The organism is Pedobacter africanus (genome assembly GCF_900176535.1).
Lineage (GTDB): Bacteria > Bacteroidota > Bacteroidia > Sphingobacteriales > Sphingobacteriaceae > Pedobacter > Pedobacter africanus.
Map to the genome: position 1 here is coordinate 2,586,737 of NZ_FWXT01000001.1, position 20,432 is coordinate 2,607,168.

The window sequence follows — 20,432 nt, forward strand, 5'->3', positions numbered from 1 at the left end:
CCATGAGAATCAAGATTATTTTACTCCTGCTGTGCCTGCAGGGGAGCGCATTTGCGCAGCGCGCAATATTACTAAAAGACGCAACAATTATTGACGGGGATGGCAGTGTAAAACCTTACCAGGGATCAGTGTTTATTAAAGATGGAATTATTAAAGCTGTTTTTAAGGGAGAATCGGGGAAGGCAGATGCCGGAGCTGAGTTAATAGACTGCAAGGGTAAATTTATTGTACCCGGACTTATTGATGCCCACGTACATCTGGGGACAGGCAATCTCGACGATTGGAAGAAAGCATCGTTAACCCGCGACAGCATTGCAGAAAACCTGCTCCGACATGGCATTACTACAGTAAGGGATATGGCCGGATACGCTCCTTTTCTTGCCGAATACAAAACAGCTGTGACAAGCGGAAAAATACCAGGACCCGATATATTTTACGCCGCTCAGTTTGCAGGGCCATCTTATTTTGAAATGATAGCCCGTGGCTCAAAAGACCGTAAAGGCCAGGGAACAACTGCCTGGTACAGGGCCATCAGCAATAAAAAGGAAGTTAAACAAGCAATAATGGAAGCCAAAAAGGCTGGTGTTACAGGGATAAAGATTTATGCCAGCCTGAGCAGAGAACTGATCGCTGAAATAACCAGGGAGGCCCACAAGCAAGGCCTGATGGCCTGGGCCCATGGTGCTATTTTTCCTTCAAAGCCTATTGATGTAGCCCTTGCAGGGGTGAATAGCATGTCGCATGCCAATGATCTCGTATTTGAACAGCTAAAAGGCGATACGATTGAAATAGGAAGGGCTTGGGCGCAATTGTATAAAGGGCTAAAAGCCGATACAGCAATCCTGGACAGGCTGTTGCTAGCGATGAAAGAGCGGAACATATACCTGGATGCAACGGTCTTTCATGCCGAAAACAATAAAATGGTTAATGCTGCAATCATTACACGAAGGGCAAACCAGCTGGGTGTAAAAATTGTTTCGGGAACGGACTGGATATATCCTACTAAAAACGAAGATGTTGCATTAATGCAGGAAGTGAAATTGCTGGCTTCCAAATGTGGAATGAACAGCCTGGAAGTTATACAATGTGCAACATTGAATGGAGCACAGGTAACCGGCTTAAACGATCGGGGAGTAATCCGGTCCGGAAAAAGAGCTGATTTGCTGGTTTTGAGACAAGATCCGCTGAACGATGTAGAGCATCTCTTTCATCCGGAGATCGTTTTTAAGCGAGGCATAATGTGAAAGGCGGGTTATAGCCCGCCTTTCTGCTGATAAATTCGTTAACCCCTCTATCTTAAAAAAGGAATGGCGGGTTTATAATAAACCTTTTGGTTGTTATAACTTCTAACCGCGTTGATGATAACCAACAGGATGTTTAATCCATAAAGTAATGGGACAAACAATATGATGAGCTCTATCCCACCCAGATTTAACATAGAAAAAGGTAAACCAAGATGCATCACCGAGCCCAAGAATAGAAACACGAAAATTCCAAAAAAGGCCATACACCAGGTAATCTGAAAATTAATTAGCTTTTTTCCTGTGTGGTTCAGGTTTTTAATCTTGTCTTTCTTCATGAACCATAGTGCCAGTGGAATGATGATCCCCAGCAAAGGAAACGCAAGAAAACTCAGGGCAGATAAATTCAAGAAAGCAAGAAATCCCCTATCTTCTTCTTCTGCCCAGTCAATCAGTTCATCGGGCGTAACGTTCAGTGCCCTGGCCAATCTTTTCATGCTATCGCCACGAGCCTCCGTCTCCCCGTTTTCTATCCGTTGAATTGTTCTCAGGTTTAAGCCAGAGGCTTCAGCAAGTTCTTCCTGGCTCATACCTTTGCGGCCGCGCAGCTCTTTGAGTTTTCTGGTAAGTTCAGTGTTTTTCATTTTTTGTCTTTTTCTGTTTTCAGGGCAAAACTAAAATGAAGTCCTCATTTTTCTTGTCGGCATGTTTGCGGCATTCTTACGGCATCCTTGTCTAAGCTCTGTTAAAACCGGTTTTTCCGTCAGCCGGGCGCTCAAAAACAAATCCATTAAAGCATGCTTTGTAAGTCGGCAGGCGAGTAGTTGATGGATTTTAAGGTCTTGTCATCGTTGGAACGATATACCAGGAACAGGGAATCTTCTTCTTTATGATAGGCATCGCACTGGTGGTTTTTCCGGTAATGCTGTATGGTTTCATTGGCTTCTTCGACCGATTTGCAGGCCTTGCTCATATTTGAACGGTGCACCTCATCAAATAGCTGTTTGAACTTTTCTCCAAGCCCAAATTCCAGGATGGCACCAGACAGCACATACTGCAAATCGCAAAGTGCATCGGCTACTTCAACAAAATTATTGGCTTCAATGGCCTGCTTTAATTCCTGCAGTTCTTCTGCCAGTAACGAAACCCTCAGGTTTGCCCTTTCCCTTGAAGGGATGCCCGGCGTTTCCTTAATCGGATGTTTAAATGTTTTGTGAAATTCTGCTACCTGGTTTAATGAATTGGACTCTTGCATAGGTTTAAAATTGCGGATTAATTTACAATTGTTTCAATGCAAAACTAAACTATATTTTTCTGGAAAATTGAGGATGTCTAAAAAAATATAGCATGTACTGTAGCGTTTTTGAGATCACGCTCGTTTTAGCAACAAAAAAGAGTTAATGGCCGTTAACCCCTTATTTAATTGAACTAAAATATACAAGCCCTGACTTTGATAGTTACAATCAGCTATCAACAGGCTTTTACACAAAAGACACGATAATGAAAAACTCAAGTAAATTCAAAACGATATTTAAAACATTTGTTGCAGCAATAGCCCTTTCGGTAGTGTTTGCTGCCTGTTCAAAAGACAGAATAGAGCCTCAGCAGGTTGCAGGCCTTTCTGTTATCATGGCTTTTCCTGATACCATGTCTTTAGACTTTATCATCGATCAGACCCGGGTAAATGATCGCAACCCATTGAAATACAATAGTAAAATTGATTATTTAAACCTGTTTCCTGGCACCAGAAGGTTAGGGGTAACCAAAAGAAACGGAAATAAACTGTTGATGTCTGAAAACTTTAACCTGCAATCTGGTGTAGGCTACTCTGTATTTGTACTGGATACACTTTCTACCAATACAAAGAAATTCCTTTTAACCGAGGACGACCTGAGCGCTCCTGAGGCCGACAAAGCAAAAGTTCGTTTCATCAACTTAAGTAAAGACGGAGGTGCACTGAGCCTGGGTATTCAGGGTAAAGAAACCAACCTCTTTACCAGCAAGGCTTTTTACGAGTATACTACTTTTGCTGCGGTTGATCCCGGTGAAAGTGTAACCTTTAACATCAAGGAAGGTACCACGGCAACAGTTAAAGCAACGGTTCCTAATGTGAAGATTGAAAAAGGAAAAATCTATACGATCTACGCCAAAGGAATTCAAACGGCAACCATCGACAGCTTAAAACTAGGTGCTGCAATTTACACACACAAATAATATCTGCTTATATTTGAGGATGTTCTATGCAATAGTATAGGACATCCTCTTGTTTAAAAACAATTGTATATTGATGGACAACGTATAACCCAAACCCTTAATTGTACCAGGAAAGAATGCTCAGATTTGAGGACGCAATAGCGGGGTGTTTAAGGAATGACAGTAAGAGTAAAGAAATGGTCTATAAATCTTTCTATGGGTATTTAATGGGCGTAGTTTTGCGGTATGTTGATGATAGAAATGATGCAGAAGAGCTTGTAAATGATAGTTTTATAAAAATATTTAAGAGTATAGGGCAGTTCAGCGCTCCCCGGTACGACGACCAGCTGCAGAAAGCTTTTAAGGGATGGATTGCCAGGATCTCGTCCCGTACAGCGATAGATTTTTTAAGAGGTAAAAGGACTTTTTTATATGTTGATGATATTGTGGAGGAACAGCAGCCGGTAACTGAGCTGACTGCGGTTTCGCGGTTAAATGTGCAGGACATTATGCGTTTGCTCAATGGATTGCCCGAAACACATAAACTGATTTTTAACATGTATGAAATTGAAGGCTTTTCGCACGAAGAGATTTCAAAGATGCTGAATATCCCTGAAAACTCTTGCAGGGTTTATCTTACAAGAGCAAAGAACAAGTTGCGGGAACTGTATAAAAACTCGCTGACGAATGCATATGAACAAACAACAATTCAAACCCGAAAGATATGAAACCAGCTGAAGACGAGCTGTTAGCTCATATTAGGGAAAGTTTAACCGGGCACGAGGAGGCCTATGCCCAGGGGGCATGGGAGCGCTTTGAGAAGAGAGAGGGAGGAGTGCGTAAAGGACGGAGGTTGCTTTGGCTGCTCAGCCTGAGCAGTGCCGCCGCGGTATTGCTTATTGGATTTGCTTTGTTCTTTACAAATAGTCGCAAAAATCCTGTAAATGAAATCCCGCAACAGGCGCAAACCAAAGCGGGTCAGCCTCAAAAGATACAGGAGCAAACGCCTTCAGGGCAAGAAATAACCGCAGACCCGACAAGCGGTGCGGCTAAAGCAATAACTGAAAAACTCAATACTCCGATAGCGGAAAACAAGGCCGTGGTTGCACAACGTCAAAATAACAATGTACCGAACAGCCCTTTAATTGTTGCCTCGCAGCTGCCTTCGGTGAAAAAAGCTGAAGATATTCCCGTAAAACCAATTGATGAAGCCGTTAAAACAGAAGCACTTGTTGCTGCGCTGCCTGTAAAAAAACCAAATCCTGTTGATTCCGGGCTTATTGCAAAAACTCCCCCCAAAGCCGATAAGCCCCGGAGTTTCCAGGAGTTTCTGGAAGCGGAAGTAAAAGCGAACCCACAACTGGCCCAGACAAAAGCAGTTGCTAAAAAGAGCGACAAATGGGAAATGGGGGTTATGGTGGCACCTTCCATTGGGAACAGCAAAAAATTGAATATGGGCTATGGTGTAAGCATGGCTTATGCTTTGTCCGACAAAGTTTCCATCGGTTCGGGCGTGTCCTATAGTGAGATGGGTGCTACAAAAGACATGACCAGTGGAAGAGAAGGCATGTTAAACAACCCCTCCACGAGTATGGCTATGGTTGCTGAAACCAAAAACCTTCAGTCTGTTGATGCGAGTCTTGTAGGGCTTGATATTCCTTTAGAGATCAAATACCACTTTACCAGGAAACTGTATACCAATTTTGGGGTTTCGGCCTTTGCTATCTTAAACCAGAAACAGCGCAATAATTACCTGCAGGGATCAGTAGAGACCCTCGCTTCTGCCGATGTAAGCCAGCCGGGCTTTAACGCGGTGTTCAGTCAAAGGAGCGTTTCAGAACCGGTTCCAACCGGGGAGATCAGGAATAATAAATACCTGGGCTTTTACAACATCTCTTTTGGTTATAAACAAAGCGTTTCTGAGAAGCAGTCCTTTTCTGTGGAACCCTTTATGAAACTGCCTATGAAGGAATTCTCAAAAGAAAACCTGTACCTTATTGGTACAGGTATAAGGTTGAAATTTGATTTTTAATGCACACAAGCACTTAGTCTTCTTTGAGTGATTTCAGTACGTTCTCTATTTCTGTTGCGTACTTCTGATAATAGGCTTTAAGCCAGTATACGGCTGAAAAGTGCAGTATGATGTAAATAATGACCACACTAAGGCCGAAATAGATGTAAAAACTGCTGTGTGAGAAATCAGATTGCAGGAACCGGACCATAAGCTCATATTTATTGTTAACCAGAAGCAGGCCCAGCATCAGGTAAAGGAAAGGGAACAGCATATAGCAGAACATTTTATAAAGCTCCATATTCAGTTTGATGTCGTAATGAACTTCATACAAAGCATCTTTAGTGCTTAGGGAGGCAGCGCCTGCACGTTTATAAAAAACATAAAAGCGTGTAAAAAAGTAAACACAGGTAATTACAAACAAAATGTATATGGCGTTGAAAGGTAACAGCAGTGCCGGCTTAAGTTGGTAAAGCTGCGGTACAAAAGCGATGACAATTACTGCGATCAGCTGTGCAATAAATTCATAACGCATGTTTTTCCTGATCTTGTCCAGGGGCAGTTCTGCCCGCTTAATCTCTTCAATTTTATTGGGTACCTGTATGTTTGCTCCTGAGTCTTTTTTCCAGGCCGATTTCATATCCTCAAAATTCATATCCTTGTTTTTTTATAAGTTCTTTTAATTTGTTTTTTGCCCTGTTTAATTTTACCCGTGCATTTCCTTCGCTGATCCCCATATTTTCTCCGATTTCCTTGTGTGAATAATCTTCGAGGTAATAAAACATCAGGGCTTTTTCGATCTTGTCCAGTTGCTGCAATGCTTTGTAAAAATGCGCCAGCTGTAACTCTTTTGTTTCAGCATCTTCTGATGGCATTTCTATTTCCCGGGCAATGATGGCATAGGCATCTTCTTTTCTTTTGTGTTTTTTGAAGTAAACGATTGCGGTATTTAACGCCACCCTATACATCCAGGATGAAAACTTGCTTTGACGGTTAAACGAATCATAAGATTTCCACAGCTGGCAGATGATTTCCTGAAAAAGGTCTTTCTGGTCGTCCTCATCATCTGCATACATCCTGGATATCTTATGGATGATCCCCTTGTGGGCTTCCACCTGTTCCAGGAATTCTTTTTCTCTTGTTTTCAAACCTTACTTTAGTATTGGTTTAAGGGTATAGCCCTGGTCTTTTAACAATTGTAAAATGCCTCCCTTGCCACCTAAATGACCTGATCCTACGGCAAAAAAGCAGCTTTTGTTCTTCATCATTACAGGCATTTGTTTTGCCCAGCTGGTATTTCTAACTTCCAGCATCCATTTATTGCTTTCGTCGGTGTTGCCAAATCTCTTATCGTTCAGTACAGCATACAACCTTTTCAGGTCTTCTTTTTTATAGGCATCAATCATTTCGGTAAATACCGCTTTATAATCATCAAAGCTAAGGATCTGATCAATGATCACCTGATCTGAAAAGGCTTTTTCGAAATATTCGCTTTGTTGTTTTACGGTTTCCAATGCGCCAATTGGTTTGTTCTGCGTTTTTGCAAAACTAGCAAATTCCAGCTCATAAGACTTTATTTCGGTACATGGCAGTGTTTTGGCAATGGCAAAACTGGAAATGGTAGTCATGCTGAACTGCTCCATTGATTTCAGGCTGGCACCTGTTTTTAAGGTCAATACAGAATCGAGTAGCCTGAATTGAACGGGGCTTAGCTTTTTGCTCAGCGGTACTGGAGACATCATCGTTTTCTGGAGTTCGGCCATTTCTGCCGGATCCGTGAAGTTCACCTCCATTATCAGCTCCTCGGCCGTGCCGAATGCTTTTTTTGTTTTATCAGCAATGTTAAAATCGGCCGGGCACATCATATGTATGGTGCCAAAAATGTAGGATGGCTTAGCCAGGCCTTTTCCGCTGACCTCCCAAAGCAAGGAATTCCCGTTATTTTTTGACTGTGCCTTGGCCGCTCCTGTTAATAAGAGCGTGGTGCAAAGTGCGGCTGTGAATAAGTTGGTTATTTTCATGATAAAATGGTTTTAGTGTTTTTACATACAGTAAGTATTTGACCTGCTTATTTCGTTACAGAAAATTTTAAATTTTATTTTTCCTTGCTTTAAGGGAGCTTCAACAAGGGAATGTCAAAAGACAAACGCGTTTGTACGGGTGGAAGTATTAATCTCTATTTTTACGTAAATACGTTTGCCGATGAAGAAGATATTGAACAAAAAGAATATCATAAATGCTGTTTTTATAGCGTTTTTCCTGGTGCTGATCTTCGTTCCGGCGGCAAAAGCGCTAATGATCAGGGGGCTAATGGAGATTGGACTTTTTAGCGCAGATGTGAAGGAAAGTTCGCTGAAGCCAGCAGAAGCGCTCAGTCCGGCCGACCTTTCGGGGATCAGGTTTAAAGATGCATCTGGCAGGGAACTGGACTTAGGAAGCCTGAAGGGGAAAGTAATTTTTTTGAACTTTTGGGCCACCTGGTGCCCGCCCTGCCTGGCGGAAATGCCTTCTGTAAATAAATTGTACAATCAATTTGTTGACGATAGGGATGTGGTTTTTATACTGGTGGATGCCGACAGTGATTTTAAAAAGGCACAGCAGTATATGGACAGAAAGGGCTATAAGCTTCCGGTATACAACGTCGCCAGCAATATCCCCGAAGTCATCTTTAAAGGGTCATTACCCAGTACCGTAGTTTTCGATAAAAAAGGACGCCTGGCCTATAACGAAGCCGGGGCAGCAAACTACGGCAGTGAAAAATTTATAGATTTTATTAAAAAATTAAAAGCCAGTAACATTTAAGGCGGTTTGCTCGTCTTATGTACGGATGCGTTATGATTCATGCTGCATCCATCAATTAAAATTATACAAATGAAAACGAATTGGATTTTTGTATGGACTTGTGTAGCGGCATTGGCGTATTCATCAGGCGGCTATGCACAAAAAAATGATCCCGTTAAGGATCAGAACCCAAGGTACCAGGAAAGTCGCGCCAAGTATATAGAGCAGGCCGATTCTCTAAACAGAACGCAAGGCACAACCGTTCAGCAAACTTATAAGGCTTACGACTGGTATGAAGCCCGTGAGGAGCGCCGTAAGCTGAGAAGGGAAAGAAATTATCAGCTTAACCTCAACAACGGCTACTATTACGGCAGTCCTTATTATTATCCTTCCATAAGCTATGGGCATTACGGTTTTGGCAGAGGATTTGGTTATGGCGGACATATCGGCTATAGCTGGGGCAACAGCAGACCCTGGTTTGGATGGTAAAAAATAAAACGAGTAGAAACCTTATATTCAATAAAATGCAATTTAAAAAGTTAATGACCATAGCGGCTATTGCCGTTTCCGGAATGATGATCGCATCATGCTCCAGGCAAGTTACACGTGTAAATACCGATCAGGCAATCGACGTAAGCGGTAACTGGAACAATACCGATTCCAGGCTGGTTGCAGAGGAAATGACCCAGACTGTTTTAGGCGGCAAGTGGTTATCAACACATCTGGAAGAGAAACAAGGCAAAAGACCGGTCGTGGTTGTTGGTGTGGTAAAAAATAAAAGCCACGAACATATTGATGCCGAAACCTTTGTTAAAGATGTAGAACAGTCTTTTATAAAAAGTGAACGTGTACGTTTGGTGCAGGGCGGTAAAAAAAGAGAGGAGCTACGTGCAGAGAAAGCAGATCAGCAGGACAATGCATCGGTATCTACCATGAAAAAATTTGGCCTGGAAAATGGTGCAGATTACATTCTTCAGGGCTCTATCAATTCTATTGTAGATTCTCATAAACGCAAGAAAGTGGTTTATTATCAGGTAAACCTGGAGCTTACCGATATTCAGACCAACGAGGTGGTATGGATTGGTGATAAGAAGATCGCTAAATACGTTAAGAATTAGTCGGCAGCAGCCCGCTAAAACAATATGACAAATATCCGCAGGAATATTTTTAAAGCATCATTCCTTTTAGGGATGATGCTTTTTCTTTTCGGCTGTGCCAGTTACAATGACATGATCGCCTCTTACTACAAGCAGGTATCATCTGGTAACTACACGGACGCGCAGAAAGAACTGGAGAAGAACAAACTGCTGCAAAAGCCACGTAACAAATTGCTTTTTTTAATGGAGAAAGGCAAAATAGGCCACCTGGCTGGCGATTATGAGAACAGTAACCGTTATTTCAATGAGGCTGATCAGCTGCTGGAAAACGGTATGGGCGGGGCCATGGATGCAGTGGTTGGGACCTTGGTGAACCCTATGACGCAGAGCTATAAAGGAGAAGATTTTGAGAAATTTATGATCCATTATTATAAGGCCTTGAATTACGTGTATCTGAACCAGACTGAAGATGCCATTGTAGAAGCAAGGCGCATCAGTCTGCAATCGCAGGAACAGGGCGATAAGTTCAATGATAAAGACAGCCGATACTCAAAAGACGCGTTCTCTTTAATGCTTCAGGGACTTATTTACGAGCGGGACGGTGATGTAAACAATGCTTTTATTGCTTACAGAAATGCCGCCGAAGTTTACCTGAAAAGTAAGGATCAAACCTATTACGGCGTAAAAATGCCTTTGGAATTGAAACAGGATGTGCTGCGGATGGCCGATAAAAATGGTTTCACTGCCGAGCTAAGCCGTTTTGAAGAGCTGTTTGGAATGAAATATGAGCAGAAGAACGAGCCTGAAGGTGGCGCACTGATCTTCTTCTGGGAAAATGGGCTGGCTCCCGTAAAGAAGCAGGAGGAGTTGTTTTTTTCACTGATTAAAGGCAGCAATGGCGACCTGTTTTTCACCAACCTGGGCGGAACGATTGTGATTCCTTTTAACCATGCTTACAGCAACAGCAATTTCAGCCTGAATGGTGTAGAAAGCCTGCGCGCTACTTATCCAAAATATGTAGCACAGACCCCTTATTACAGCGGTGCCACACTGGCCAATGGGCAGCAAACTTTTTCATTTGAAAAAGCAGAAGATATCAATGAGCTGGCATTTAAAACCCTGGAGCAGCGTTTCATGAAAGAGATGGGTAAGGTTTTAACCCGCCTTGCGGTTAAAAAAAGTGCTGAATACGTCTTAAGGCAAAGCGCCAAGGGCAATGGGAAAGATGGTAAGGACAATTCTCTGCTGGAAGGCCTGGGTATAGGGATGCAGTTGTACAGCCTGCTTTCAGAAAAGGCCGATACCCGCAACTGGCAATCACTGCCGGCCCAGATCAGCTATACCCGCATACCCCTGAAAAAAGGACCTAATACCATTACCCTTAGCTTAAAGAATGCCGGAGGAGCTGATGAAACAAAAACGATAGAGGTGAACGGTACGGGGAAACTTCAGTTCTATAATTATTCTACTTTACGCTAATTATTGCCAACTTGCGTTGATTTTAACAAATAGTACCCACACAGTATGCAACAACCCTTTGACATCAATATCGGACCAGACGCCTATGCAGTGTTCCCGGAAGGAAATGATACCTATGTGATCTTTAAAAACGGCAAAGAATATGTCCAGATCCAAAAAGACACCGAAGAGCAATGGTTAAAACTAGACCCGGAAACGGCTTTGCCGTTGTTTGAGCCAGATGAAGAGATCAACGCCATAGGCCGGGAAATTGTGGCTTATGTGCCTGATGAGGACGACGACGACAATTTGAGCATATAGAAGATTAAGCTGTCCAGCTGTCGCGGTCTAAGCTCCGGTAATGAATGGCTTCGGCCAGGTGCTCCAGTTTAATCTCTTTGCTTTCTGCCAGGTCGGCAATGGTTCTGGCCACTTTTAAGATCCGGTCGTAAGCGCGGGCCGAAAGCCCAAGCTTTTCCATGGCCTGTCTGATCAGGGCCTTTCCTGCCTCGTCTATTTTACAGATTTCTCTAACTGCCCTGGGAGCCATCTGTGCATTATAATGCAGGTTGTTGTTGGCCTTAAACCTGGCATCCTGTATCGTGCGTGCGCGGATGACCCTGTTCCTGATCACCGAACTTTTTTCTGCCTGTACCTGCGATGTCAGTTCGTTAAAATTCACCGGGGTTACTTCCACATGCAGATCGATGCGGTCTAACAAAGGACCGGAAATTTTACTCATGTACTTCTGCACCTGTCCTGGTCCGCAGATGCACGTTTTCTCCGGATGGTTATAGAAACCACAAGGGCAGGGGTTCATAGAGGCAATGAGCATAAAACTGGCCGGATATTCGACACTCAGTCGCGCCCGGGATATGGTTACTTTCCTGTCTTCCAAAGGTTGTCGCATCACCTCCAGTACACTGCGTTTAAATTCGGGCAGTTCGTCTAAAAAAAGCACCCCATTATGGGCAAGGGAAATTTCCCCCGCCTGCGGGTTGGCACCCCCACCTACCAGGGCCATGTCGGAAATGGTGTGGTGCGGACTGCGGTAAGGCCTTTCTGTCATGAGCGATTCTGCAGCACCCAGTTTTCCCGCTACCGAATGTATTTTTGTAGTTTCCAGAGCCTCCTGCAGGTTTAAAGGAGGCAGTATTGTGGGAAGCCTTTTGGCCAGCATGGTTTTTCCCGCTCCGGGCGGGCCGATCAGGATCAGGTTATGTCCGCCTGCTGCTGCGATCTCCAGTGCCCGTTTGATGTTCTCCTGGCCTTTTACATCCGAAAAATCCTGTTCATAGCTGCTTACATGATTAAAGAACTCGTCTCTCGTGTTTACAACAACCGGTTCCGGCTCTGCGGTTCCGTTAAAGAAGGCTACCACCTCTGCCAGGTTACGCATACCATACACCAGCAGATCTCCCACAATCGCCGCTTCCCTTGAGTTGGAGACCGGCAGTATAAAGCCTTTGAAGCCTGCCGATCTGGCCTGTATGGAAATGGGCAGGGCCCCTTTTATGGGCTGCAGACTGCCGTCGAGCGACAGCTCTCCCATGATAAAGTATTTGTCTGTTTCTGCAGTACTTTCCAGCTGCGCTGAGGCAGCCAGAATGGCGATGGCAATAGGCAGATCATAGGCCGAACCCTCCTTTCGGATGTCGGCCGGAGCAAGGTTGATGACGATTTTTTGCCGGGGCATTTTTAGCCCTGCCGATTGGATGGCACTCTCAATCCTTCTTAAACTTTCTTTAATGGCATTATCGGGCAGGCCCACAATATGGTACCTATTGCCGCCGCCTATGCTTACTTCGATGGTAATGGTTAAAGCGTTTACGCCAAAAACGGCGCTTCCGTATGTTTTTATCAGCATAAGATGAAATCCGTATAAATCACTGTTGTGAATCTATACGGATTTCATCTTATGGTAGTCAAAAAAGCCAGATTATTTTTCCAGAAATGAATTACATTCTTCCCTGCGGCATTTTAGGCATGTTTTTCATCATCCTGGCTGCGGTGGCCGGATTAGAGAATTGCTTCATTACCTTACGCATGTCCTCGAACTGTTTGATCAGTTTGGTCACATCTTCTACCTTATTGCCAGAGCCTTTGGCAATACGCAGTCGGCGGCTTTGCTGAATGCTGTCCGGATTTTCACGTTCGTATTTGGTCATCGACTGGATAATGGCTTCTACATTTTTAAAGGCATCATCTTCTATGTCCACATTCTTCATCATCTTTCCTACTCCAGGGATCATACCCATCAGGTCTTTCATGTTACCCATTTTTTTGATCTGCTGGATCTGGTTGTAGAAGTCGTTGAAGTCAAATTTGTTTTTACGGATTTTTTTCTGAAGTTCGGCAGCCTCTTTCTCATCAAACTGCTGTTGGGCACGTTCAACAAGGGAAACTACGTCACCCATGCCCAGAATACGTGAAGCCATCCTGTCAGGATAGAATACGTCAAGGGCCTCCATTTTTTCACCGGTACCAATGAACTTGATGGGTTTGTTTACCACAGATTTAATGGAAAGAGCAGCACCACCACGGGTATCGCCATCCAGTTTGGTAAGCACTACCCCGGTAAAGTCCAGACGGTCGTTAAACGCTTTGGCAGTATTTACAGCGTCTTGTCCGGTCATGGCATCCACTACGAACAAAATTTCGTGTGGCTTTGTGCTTTCTTTTACAGCGGCAATCTCGTCCATCATTTGCTCGTCTACTGCTAAACGGCCAGCTGTATCTATAATAATTACGTTATTGTTTTGTTTTTTACCCTCGGCAATGCCTTCCATCGCAATGCCCACCGGGTCTTTGGACGTGGTATTGGCATATACAGGAACGCCGATCTGCTCGCCCAGGATCTGAAGCTGGTCAACCGCTGCCGGACGGTAAACATCGCCTGCAACCAACAGGGGTTTCTTTCCTTTGCTTTTCAGGAAGTTGGCCAGTTTTCCGGTAAATGTAGTTTTACCCGCACCGTTCAAACCTGCTATCAAAATAATGGTAGGATTTGCTTTCAGGTCAAGTTCTGTAACCTCCCCACCCATTAAGGCGGTAAGCTCATCGTTCATTACTTTGGTTAGCAATTGACCCGGAGAAACAGCTGTAAGTACGTTCAGGCCAATCGCTTTTTCTTTTACCTCGTCGGTAAAGCTTTTGGCTGTCTTGTAATTTACATCGGCATCCAGTAAAGCCTTACGGATTTCTTTCATGGTCTCGGCCACATTGATCTCTGTAATGCTTCCTTGTCCTTTTAAAACTTTAAATGCGCGGTCTAGCTTATCCTGTAAATTTTCAAACATTTTTCTTTAATGCTTAGTGTTCAATTTTTTGTAGCCCCAAAGGTAATTAATTTTGGAGGAAAAGATTGGCTAATAATAAAAGTATTAGCGGGGGAAAACAAACATTACACCAAGCGCAAGGGCCTGGCTGGCCTGTATCTTGGTATCGTTGTCTTTGTCAAATAAGCCTACACAGGTCAGCGAAACATTCATCAGCCGGTTTAATTTGGAGGTTACAGAAACATCCAGGCGGTGATCTACATGTGCCAGCGCCCTGTCGTATGGTATGAACATCTGGTACCTGGCCTTAAGCATGGTATTGGTCAGTACCTCTTTTTCAAAATTGCTTACAATCTGAAAAGCCAGCTCATTTTTGAACTTTTTGTTGAAATCGACTCCGTATTTGGTGGCGGCCCGTTTATTTTTTGCCGGGTTATCCGGGTCATTGGGATCTTGGGTAATGTAAACGGCAGTATCCAGAACGAAGGTTTGTCGCGCACTTCCTGTACCAATCCGGGTAGAAAAGAATTTATTAGGTTTATATTCAAAACCGAAGGACTCAGTCAGATAGCCGGGCGCCATGAACCTGGAAATGAGGTTGGGGAACTCTCTGCCATCACTGGTTTTGCTATAGGAATAACCTGCATCGAACTGCGACTCAAAGCTCACCGATCCAAAAAAATACCAATTTTTAGACAATTGTAAGGCTGCTTTATTATCCCAGAAAATACGATCTCGGGTCTTTTTCTGCAACTGGTCCTTATTTTTTACCTTACCATATTCCAGGACCACCTCGCTAATATAACTATAGCTTTCTTTAGCGTATTCGGCTTTATAATTTACCAAACCTCCTACTGCCAGTGAGTTTACCCCACCACCTTTCCAGTTGTTGGAAAATGTAGCCTGGTTTACATTGATCCCCACTGAAGTCCTGGTTTTCCAGTAATTTACCCGTGCATCTACTACAACAGGGTTCAATTCAACGGGCTTAAACGGAATGGTTCCGGTTCTTGAAGGTAGCGGACTGCGTTTTAACTTAATGTCAAGACCTTTGGTGTTGATAGGGATGGTGTCAACCTCCTGCGCGCGCAGGCTGGTGATACCCATAAAAACGAACAGTAAATAGGCATAAAAAATCTTCATTGCTACAAAGAAAAACAAAAAAGTGCTTGATTAAAAGTTTAATAGCAAACTAATTGGATCGGGGGATGCCAGAAACATGCTTTAGCAATATTTTAACCAGGCAAAGAACGGCCTGTTCCTGAGGTAAAGCGGCTTATGGTCGCAGGCATAGGCCTCTTTTTCAAAAACGATATTAAAATAGGCCAGGTAATGGTTTTTATACCTGATCAGGTTAACAAGGTAATTGAACAGGTACAGCAGGTAAAAAGGGAAAACCAGCAATTCCAGTTGCTGCCTCAGATGTATGCGTTCATGGTTGATCAAAACCGGATCGGCTTTCTGGCCTTTGTTCTTTAACAGGATAAATGGAAAAAGGGCCATGGCATTGGCCGGTATTTTGGGTACGATGATGAACCAGGGCCTCAAAACTCTTCAACTTTGATCTTTGGCAGTGCCGGCAGCCTGAAGGCCGATGGGTTCCGCTTATAACTGGTGTAACTGTTTTGCAGGTAAACTACAAAGGCATAATCGGAAGCGCCCAGTACAAACTGGTAAGAAGGGCGGTATTGCTGCATAAAGTCTGTGAGTTCAAAATCACTGATTCTTAAAATCCTTTTTACGTAATCTGGTGTGAAGCGGTAATCGACAATTGCTTCCTTATAGTCGCGCTCCAGTATTTTTTGTAAATGCCGTGCATTTTTTCCCTCCCGGCTCAGCAGGTTATATATGGCATCAATTCCCAGACCGGCACCTCCAAGGCCCAGGTTAAGCAGATCTTTCGCTTTTCCCTTGTCCAGCGCATATTTATACTCCTTAAGCGTTTGCTCGTGCCGCTGCATTGGGGTATACTTATTGCCCACAATAGAAACCTCCCTTAAGGGGATCCCCAGTGATTTTAGCTGGAAATAAACAGCTTTCTGGTTTTTTACCACCAGGGTATCCGGGGCATAGCCCTGCAAAACGGCAAATAAGGTGTCCCCCGCTTTGGCCTTAATGCCAAATTCCCCTTTAGGGTTATTGTAAATTCCTTCGTCGTTGGCCGGGTTATAAACATAAACTTTGGCCAGCCGTTGCCTGGAATCCTTGTCTACCACAAAGCCCTGCACCAGAGTTTGCTGTGCAAAAACTTTAAAAGCTAAACCGTAAAAAATAAGCAGGAGACCTAAAAACTTCATTTAAAACAAAATTACAAGATAACGATATCTGTGTAATAATATTAACATTATTTAACTAAGATCAGTTTTTGGCCGATTTTAATCCCTGTATCTGTAAGGTTGTTTAAGGATTTCAGATCGTCAATGCTGATTTTGAACTTTTTGGAAATGCCATAAAGGGTATCCCCTTGTTTTACGGTATAGGATGCCGGTTTAAATACAGGCGCTATATCCGGTTGTGCCGCGCCGGCTGTGTCGGCTGCTACAGGGGCGGATATTCTTAAAGTGTCCGGGGTTTTGATCACCTGTTTTGACGGAGGGGTGTCAACCGGAGTGAATTTCTTTTTCTCATTGGGGATGTTGGCATTGATCTCGGAAAAGACCTTGTCCTCGCGCTTCAGTTTGTCTTTCTCGGATTCGGGCTGATCGTACTGGTACAATTGATATTTGTCTATCACATTGATCAGCAGGTCCGGATATTTAGGGTTAGTGGCATAGCCGGCTTGCTTTAAGCCGTAGGCCCAGTTCTTATAATCGTTTTTATCCAGCTCAAATAAAAAGCTGTAGCGCTTTCTTTTCAGGAACTCTGAATGGTCTTTGTAAGATTCCCGCGCGTCTTTATAAACCCTGAAGCAGTCGTTCGCCTGGTCATCATCCTTGTAATAGGCTTTTCCCTTCCATTCGGAGGTACATTTAATGCCAAAATGGTTGTTGGCATATTTGGCCAGACTGCTGTTTCCGCTTCCCGATTCGATGATGCCTTGTGCCAGGGTAATGCTGGCAGGTATGCCGTATCGGTTCATCTCTTCGATTGCTACGCCTTTAAACTGCTCGATATAGCTTAGGGTGGTGAATGATTTGGCGTCCGGGTTTGCCTTATTGGCTGCCTTTTCAATCTGTTTATTGTTCCGGCTGTATTTTTTTGTTTTGCAGGCACTCAGAAAAACAACTGCAAGGGCCAGGACAAATAGTTTTTTGTTCATTATAATTTTAGTTTTTGCCCGGGCTTAATTGCCGGACTCTTTAGACCGTTCTTTTTCATTATCATTGCCGGTGTAGTGTGGCGCACCCTGGCAATGTTATGCAGGTTGTCGCCCCGTTTAACCGTATAGGTTGTTAAGCTGCTGCTTTTGCGTCTGGGGCTTGCTTTGGCTACAGGCGCAGTAGGCTCTACATAATCATCCGGTCTTTCATCATATTGGTAAAGGTCGTTTTTCCTGATGATGTCAATGATTTGTGCTGCCCAGGTCCTGCTGCGGGCGTATCCTCCCCGCTGAATGCCCCTTGCCCAGTTTTTATAATCGTACTGGTTATATTTATCAAATAGCTTGCTAAAGGAAACCCTGCTTTTCAGAAATTCAAGAAAATGACCGTACGACTCGGCTACCGTGGGATAATCTTTATAGGAAGAGCGGATCTCGTTATTGCTGTTGGGGCCCTTTATGCCAAAATGATTGTTCAGGTAGCGGGCAATTTTGCTGGTTCCTGAGGCCGATTCATGAATGGCCACAGCCAGGATAACACTTGCCGGGATTTTGTATTCGCGCATCAGCATTTGGGCGGTTTCAGCATAGGTGCTGATGTAATCGTCAGTAGTTTGTGCGTCAGCATGGAAAGTGAACAGGGTAAAACTTAGCCAGGTATAAAATACTGTTTTAAGCATACTTTATTTTTTTCTGATGACAAACAGACCATCTCTCACCGGGAGGATAAGTTTCTCTACCCGGCTGTCTGCCGCTATTTTATCGTTAAATGTAGTGATATTTTTAGTGTCTTTGTCTGGGCTGCTGCTGAGTACTTTTCCACTCCACAGCACATTATCAACAATGATGAGCCCGCCCGGCCGTACCCTGTCGAAGATCAGGTCGTAGTATGTGCCGTTGTTTTTTTTATCGGCATCAATAAAAACAAGATCAAAGATTTCATCAAGGGAATGAATGGTTTCTGTCGCATCCCCCAGGATGTAATTTATTCTGGAATGGTATGGGGAAGCTTCAAAACTACGTCGTACCATTTCTTCCAGTTCTTCGTTGATATCCAGGGTGTAAATAATGCCGTTCCCGGTTAAGCCTTCTGCCAGGCAGAGGGTAGCATAGCCGGTAAATGTGCCTACCTCCAGGATCCTGTTGGGGCTGGTCAGCTTACTGAGCATGCTCAGTACCCGGCCCTGGTAGTGTCCGGAAAGCATTCTGGGCATCAGAACTTTCAGGTTGGTTTCCCGGTCTATCTTTTGCAGCAATTCGCTTTCAGGCTCGCAATAATTGAGCAGCAGCTGCTGCATGTCTTCATTAATTAAACTCATCTTCGAATGCTATAAACGGGGTTGTTCCATAAAATATTGCAGGATCAGGATGGCCGATATCGTGTCAACCCTTTCTTTGTTCCTCCTGTCCTGTTTTTTTAATCCGCTTTGCAGAATGGTCTGATGTGCCATTTTGGAGGTAAAACGTTCATCTATCCAGTGCTGTGGAATATCGGGAAAGGTTTTTTTCAGGGTTTTTGCAAAGCCCTTTACGTGCTGTGCCGATTCGGAGGGCGAACCGTCCATTTGTTTGGGGTCGCCAAAAACAAAGGCCTCAACGGGCTCCTTAGAAAGGTATTTTTTTAAATATTCGATAATATCTTTCGGGTGTATGGTGTCTAATCCGGTTGCAATAATCTGCAGGGGATCTGTAACAGCGATCCCGATACGCTTGGTCCCATAATCAAAGGCAATAATCCTTGGCATAAGGGCAAAGATAAGTAAATTCCAAAAAGGGACCAGCTATTGGACAAATCAAGGGCTGCTCAAGGTTTGCTTCGGGTTTTGTTGGGAAAAGAGGTGCTTTGTCCCAGGCAGCCTCAAACCAGTCCCGAAGCAAACCTTGAGCAGGTAGCAGGTTGTCCTGTTCCTGTCAAGTTTAAGGGGGCTTACAGGCAAGTGTTAAAATTTTACTATTTTGCACCAAATGCAATTTAAAGAGATCATCGGTCAGGAGAATATAAAGCAGCAATTGATACAGACAGTTGCCGAGAACAGGATTAGTCACGCCCAGTTGTTTTTGTCCTGCGACGGCAGCGGGGCGTTGCCTCTGGCCATTGCCTATGCACAATACATCAACTGCCTCGACAAAAAAGCCGACGACAGCTGCGGAGAATGTTCTTCCTGCCGTAAATACGAAAGGTATATTCATCCCGATCTGCATTTCTCTTATCCCTTTTTCGCTTCAAAAGATGTAAGGGTTGCTGTTGATGTGCTGGAAGAGTGGCGCAGCATGCTGCTTGCAGATCCTTATTTTGATATAGACATCTGGCGTTCAAAATTGAGTGCCGAAAATAAACAGGCCAATATCAATATTGCTGAATGTCATGACATCATTAAGAAATTAAGCTACAAAGCTTTTGAAGCCAAGACAAAAGTACTGATCATGTGGCTGCCCGAATACCTGGATAAGGAGGGCAACGCTTTACTTAAAATCATTGAAGAGCCACCTCAGAATACCCTATTCATTCTGGTGGCCAATAACCAGGAGCAAATTCTTTCTACCTTGCTTTCGCGTACGCAGATTGTGAAAATACCAAAGCTTTCCTACGCCATTGTAGAAAATTACCTCATGGAAGGCCATGGGTTGCCGGAAAATCAGGCTACAGAATATAGTTTTCTGGCAGATGGAAACCTGATTGAAGCAAAATCGCTGGTTTCCAATACGCAAAACGAAAATGCAGATAAGTTTGCCGAGTGGCTGCGCATGGGCTATGGGAACAGGGTTTTGGATTTGACCGGTTTCGTAGAGCAGATTGCGGGATGGGGAAGAGAAAACCAAAAGAATTTTTTAAAATACGGGATCAGCTTTTTAAGGGAATGCAGCCTGCTGCTTAGCGGAGCTGAAGCGCTGGTAAAACTGCCGCCCCGGGTATTGGAAACCGCTAAAAAACTGGCAACGCATGTGCTGGACCTGAACATGGCAGATGCCATTATTTCAGAGCTGGAACAGGCACATTATCATATTGAAAGAAATGCGAACCCGAAAATTCTGTTTTTAGATGTATCTTTACAATTGGTAAAAATAATTAAGTTTAAAACGCTCCCGAAAGGGACTCAATATATATACAATTAG

The 20,432-nt window shown here is 43.8% G+C and carries 24 protein-coding genes; 10 read left to right on the top strand and 14 right to left on the bottom strand.

Annotation, left to right across the window (positions count from 1 at the left end; all coding sequences use genetic code 11):
- Positions 1-2 precede the first annotated feature (2 nt).
- Positions 3-1,244 carry an amidohydrolase family protein gene (locus B9A91_RS10750; protein WP_084238329.1) on the top strand — a complete coding sequence of 414 codons (1,242 nt, stop codon included), beginning with the start codon at positions 3-5 and terminating at the stop codon, positions 1,242-1,244.
- Between the two features lie 47 nt (positions 1,245-1,291).
- Here the strand turns inward: B9A91_RS10750 and B9A91_RS10755 are convergent, their stop codons facing one another.
- Entirely contained in the window at positions 1,292-1,885 is a 594-nt protein-coding gene (locus B9A91_RS10755) for a helix-turn-helix domain-containing protein (RefSeq protein WP_084238330.1), read from the bottom strand.
- Positions 1,886-2,031: 146 nt separating this feature from the next.
- Positions 2,032-2,496: a pyrophosphohydrolase domain-containing protein gene (locus B9A91_RS10760; RefSeq protein WP_084238331.1), complete on the bottom strand. Its 465-nt coding sequence runs from the start codon at positions 2,494-2,496 to the stop codon at positions 2,032-2,034.
- A gap of 245 nt (positions 2,497-2,741) precedes the next feature.
- On the opposite strand from B9A91_RS10760, the gene B9A91_RS10765 reads away from it, so the two are divergent.
- The 3 genes from B9A91_RS10765 to B9A91_RS10775 all read left to right on the top strand — a co-directional run bounded on the left by B9A91_RS10765 (position 2,742) and on the right by B9A91_RS10775 (position 5,466).
- Positions 2,742-3,455 (top strand): DUF4397 domain-containing protein, encoded by a 714-nt coding sequence (locus B9A91_RS10765; RefSeq protein ID WP_084238332.1) that lies wholly within the window; start codon positions 2,742-2,744, stop codon positions 3,453-3,455.
- Between the two features lie 116 nt (positions 3,456-3,571).
- Positions 3,572-4,162 carry an RNA polymerase sigma factor gene (locus B9A91_RS10770; protein ID WP_084238333.1) on the top strand — a complete coding sequence of 197 codons (591 nt, stop codon included), beginning with the start codon at positions 3,572-3,574 and terminating at the stop codon, positions 4,160-4,162.
- Positions 4,159-5,466 carry a hypothetical protein gene (locus B9A91_RS10775; RefSeq protein ID WP_084238334.1) on the top strand — a complete coding sequence of 436 codons (1,308 nt, stop codon included), beginning with the start codon at positions 4,159-4,161 and terminating at the stop codon, positions 5,464-5,466. The genes B9A91_RS10770 and B9A91_RS10775 overlap by 4 nt, the downstream gene beginning before the upstream one ends.
- 13 nt (positions 5,467-5,479) lie before the next feature.
- Here B9A91_RS10775 and B9A91_RS10780 read toward each other — a convergent pair whose 3' ends face one another.
- The 3 genes from B9A91_RS10780 to B9A91_RS10790 are packed head-to-tail and all read right to left on the bottom strand — an operon-like array spanning position 5,480 to position 7,466.
- Positions 5,480-6,100, bottom strand: coding sequence for a hypothetical protein (locus tag B9A91_RS10780; protein ID WP_084238335.1), 621 nt, complete (start codon positions 6,098-6,100; stop codon positions 5,480-5,482).
- The gene (locus B9A91_RS10785; RefSeq protein ID WP_084238336.1) at positions 6,090-6,593 is read right to left on the bottom strand and encodes an RNA polymerase sigma factor; all 504 of its coding nucleotides are present in this window, start codon (positions 6,591-6,593) and stop codon (positions 6,090-6,092) included. The genes B9A91_RS10780 and B9A91_RS10785 overlap by 11 nt, the downstream gene beginning before the upstream one ends.
- 3 nt (positions 6,594-6,596) lie before the next feature.
- Entirely contained in the window at positions 6,597-7,466 is an 870-nt protein-coding gene (locus B9A91_RS10790; RefSeq protein ID WP_084238337.1) for a TraB/GumN family protein, read from the bottom strand.
- 181 nt (positions 7,467-7,647) lie between these two features.
- On the opposite strand from B9A91_RS10790, the gene B9A91_RS10795 reads away from it, so the two are divergent.
- From B9A91_RS10795 to B9A91_RS10815, 5 genes are all read left to right on the top strand, one after another.
- Positions 7,648-8,247, top strand: coding sequence for a TlpA family protein disulfide reductase (locus tag B9A91_RS10795; RefSeq protein WP_084238338.1), 600 nt, complete (start codon positions 7,648-7,650; stop codon positions 8,245-8,247).
- A 69-nt stretch (positions 8,248-8,316) separates the two neighbouring features.
- The gene (locus tag B9A91_RS10800; RefSeq protein WP_084239676.1) at positions 8,317-8,715 is read left to right on the top strand and encodes a hypothetical protein; all 399 of its coding nucleotides are present in this window, start codon (positions 8,317-8,319) and stop codon (positions 8,713-8,715) included.
- Positions 8,716-8,750: 35 nt separating this feature from the next.
- Positions 8,751-9,344 (top strand): penicillin-binding protein activator LpoB, encoded by a 594-nt coding sequence (locus tag B9A91_RS10805; RefSeq protein ID WP_084239677.1) that lies wholly within the window; start codon positions 8,751-8,753, stop codon positions 9,342-9,344.
- Positions 9,345-9,368: 24 nt separating this feature from the next.
- Positions 9,369-10,802 (top strand): COG3014 family protein, encoded by a 1,434-nt coding sequence (locus B9A91_RS10810; RefSeq protein WP_084238340.1) that lies wholly within the window; start codon positions 9,369-9,371, stop codon positions 10,800-10,802.
- A gap of 45 nt (positions 10,803-10,847) precedes the next feature.
- Positions 10,848-11,102: a hypothetical protein gene (locus B9A91_RS10815; RefSeq protein ID WP_084238341.1), complete on the top strand. Its 255-nt coding sequence runs from the start codon at positions 10,848-10,850 to the stop codon at positions 11,100-11,102.
- Between the two features lie 4 nt (positions 11,103-11,106).
- Here the strand turns inward: B9A91_RS10815 and B9A91_RS10820 are convergent, their stop codons facing one another.
- From B9A91_RS10820 to ruvX, 9 genes are all read right to left on the bottom strand, one after another.
- Positions 11,107-12,648 carry a YifB family Mg chelatase-like AAA ATPase gene (locus tag B9A91_RS10820; RefSeq protein ID WP_084238342.1) on the bottom strand — a complete coding sequence of 514 codons (1,542 nt, stop codon included), beginning with the start codon at positions 12,646-12,648 and terminating at the stop codon, positions 11,107-11,109.
- A gap of 91 nt (positions 12,649-12,739) precedes the next feature.
- A complete protein-coding gene (ffh, locus tag B9A91_RS10825; RefSeq protein ID WP_084238343.1) occupies positions 12,740-14,080 on the bottom strand; it encodes a signal recognition particle protein in 1,341 nt (446 codons plus the stop codon).
- 84 nt (positions 14,081-14,164) lie between these two features.
- Positions 14,165-15,202 carry a DUF3078 domain-containing protein gene (locus tag B9A91_RS10830; protein ID WP_084238344.1) on the bottom strand — a complete coding sequence of 346 codons (1,038 nt, stop codon included), beginning with the start codon at positions 15,200-15,202 and terminating at the stop codon, positions 14,165-14,167.
- 81 nt (positions 15,203-15,283) lie between these two features.
- Positions 15,284-15,607 carry a hypothetical protein gene (locus tag B9A91_RS10835; RefSeq protein WP_084238346.1) on the bottom strand — a complete coding sequence of 108 codons (324 nt, stop codon included), beginning with the start codon at positions 15,605-15,607 and terminating at the stop codon, positions 15,284-15,286.
- Positions 15,604-16,356: a hypothetical protein gene (locus B9A91_RS10840; protein ID WP_084238354.1), complete on the bottom strand. Its 753-nt coding sequence runs from the start codon at positions 16,354-16,356 to the stop codon at positions 15,604-15,606. The genes B9A91_RS10835 and B9A91_RS10840 overlap by 4 nt, the downstream gene beginning before the upstream one ends.
- 47 nt (positions 16,357-16,403) lie before the next feature.
- Positions 16,404-17,318 carry a glucosaminidase domain-containing protein gene (locus tag B9A91_RS10845; RefSeq protein WP_084238364.1) on the bottom strand — a complete coding sequence of 305 codons (915 nt, stop codon included), beginning with the start codon at positions 17,316-17,318 and terminating at the stop codon, positions 16,404-16,406.
- Entirely contained in the window at positions 17,318-17,998 is a 681-nt protein-coding gene (locus B9A91_RS10850; protein WP_084238366.1) for a glucosaminidase domain-containing protein, read from the bottom strand. The genes B9A91_RS10845 and B9A91_RS10850 overlap by 1 nt, the downstream gene beginning before the upstream one ends.
- Before the next feature lie 3 nt (positions 17,999-18,001).
- A complete protein-coding gene (locus B9A91_RS10855) occupies positions 18,002-18,637 on the bottom strand; it encodes an O-methyltransferase (protein ID WP_084238376.1) in 636 nt (211 codons plus the stop codon).
- Positions 18,638-18,646: 9 nt separating this feature from the next.
- The gene (ruvX, locus tag B9A91_RS10860) at positions 18,647-19,063 is read right to left on the bottom strand and encodes a Holliday junction resolvase RuvX (RefSeq protein WP_084238387.1); all 417 of its coding nucleotides are present in this window, start codon (positions 19,061-19,063) and stop codon (positions 18,647-18,649) included.
- Positions 19,064-19,283: 220 nt separating this feature from the next.
- On the opposite strand from ruvX, the gene B9A91_RS10865 reads away from it, so the two are divergent.
- Positions 19,284-20,432 (top strand): DNA polymerase III subunit, encoded by a 1,149-nt coding sequence (locus tag B9A91_RS10865; protein WP_084238389.1) that lies wholly within the window; start codon positions 19,284-19,286, stop codon positions 20,430-20,432.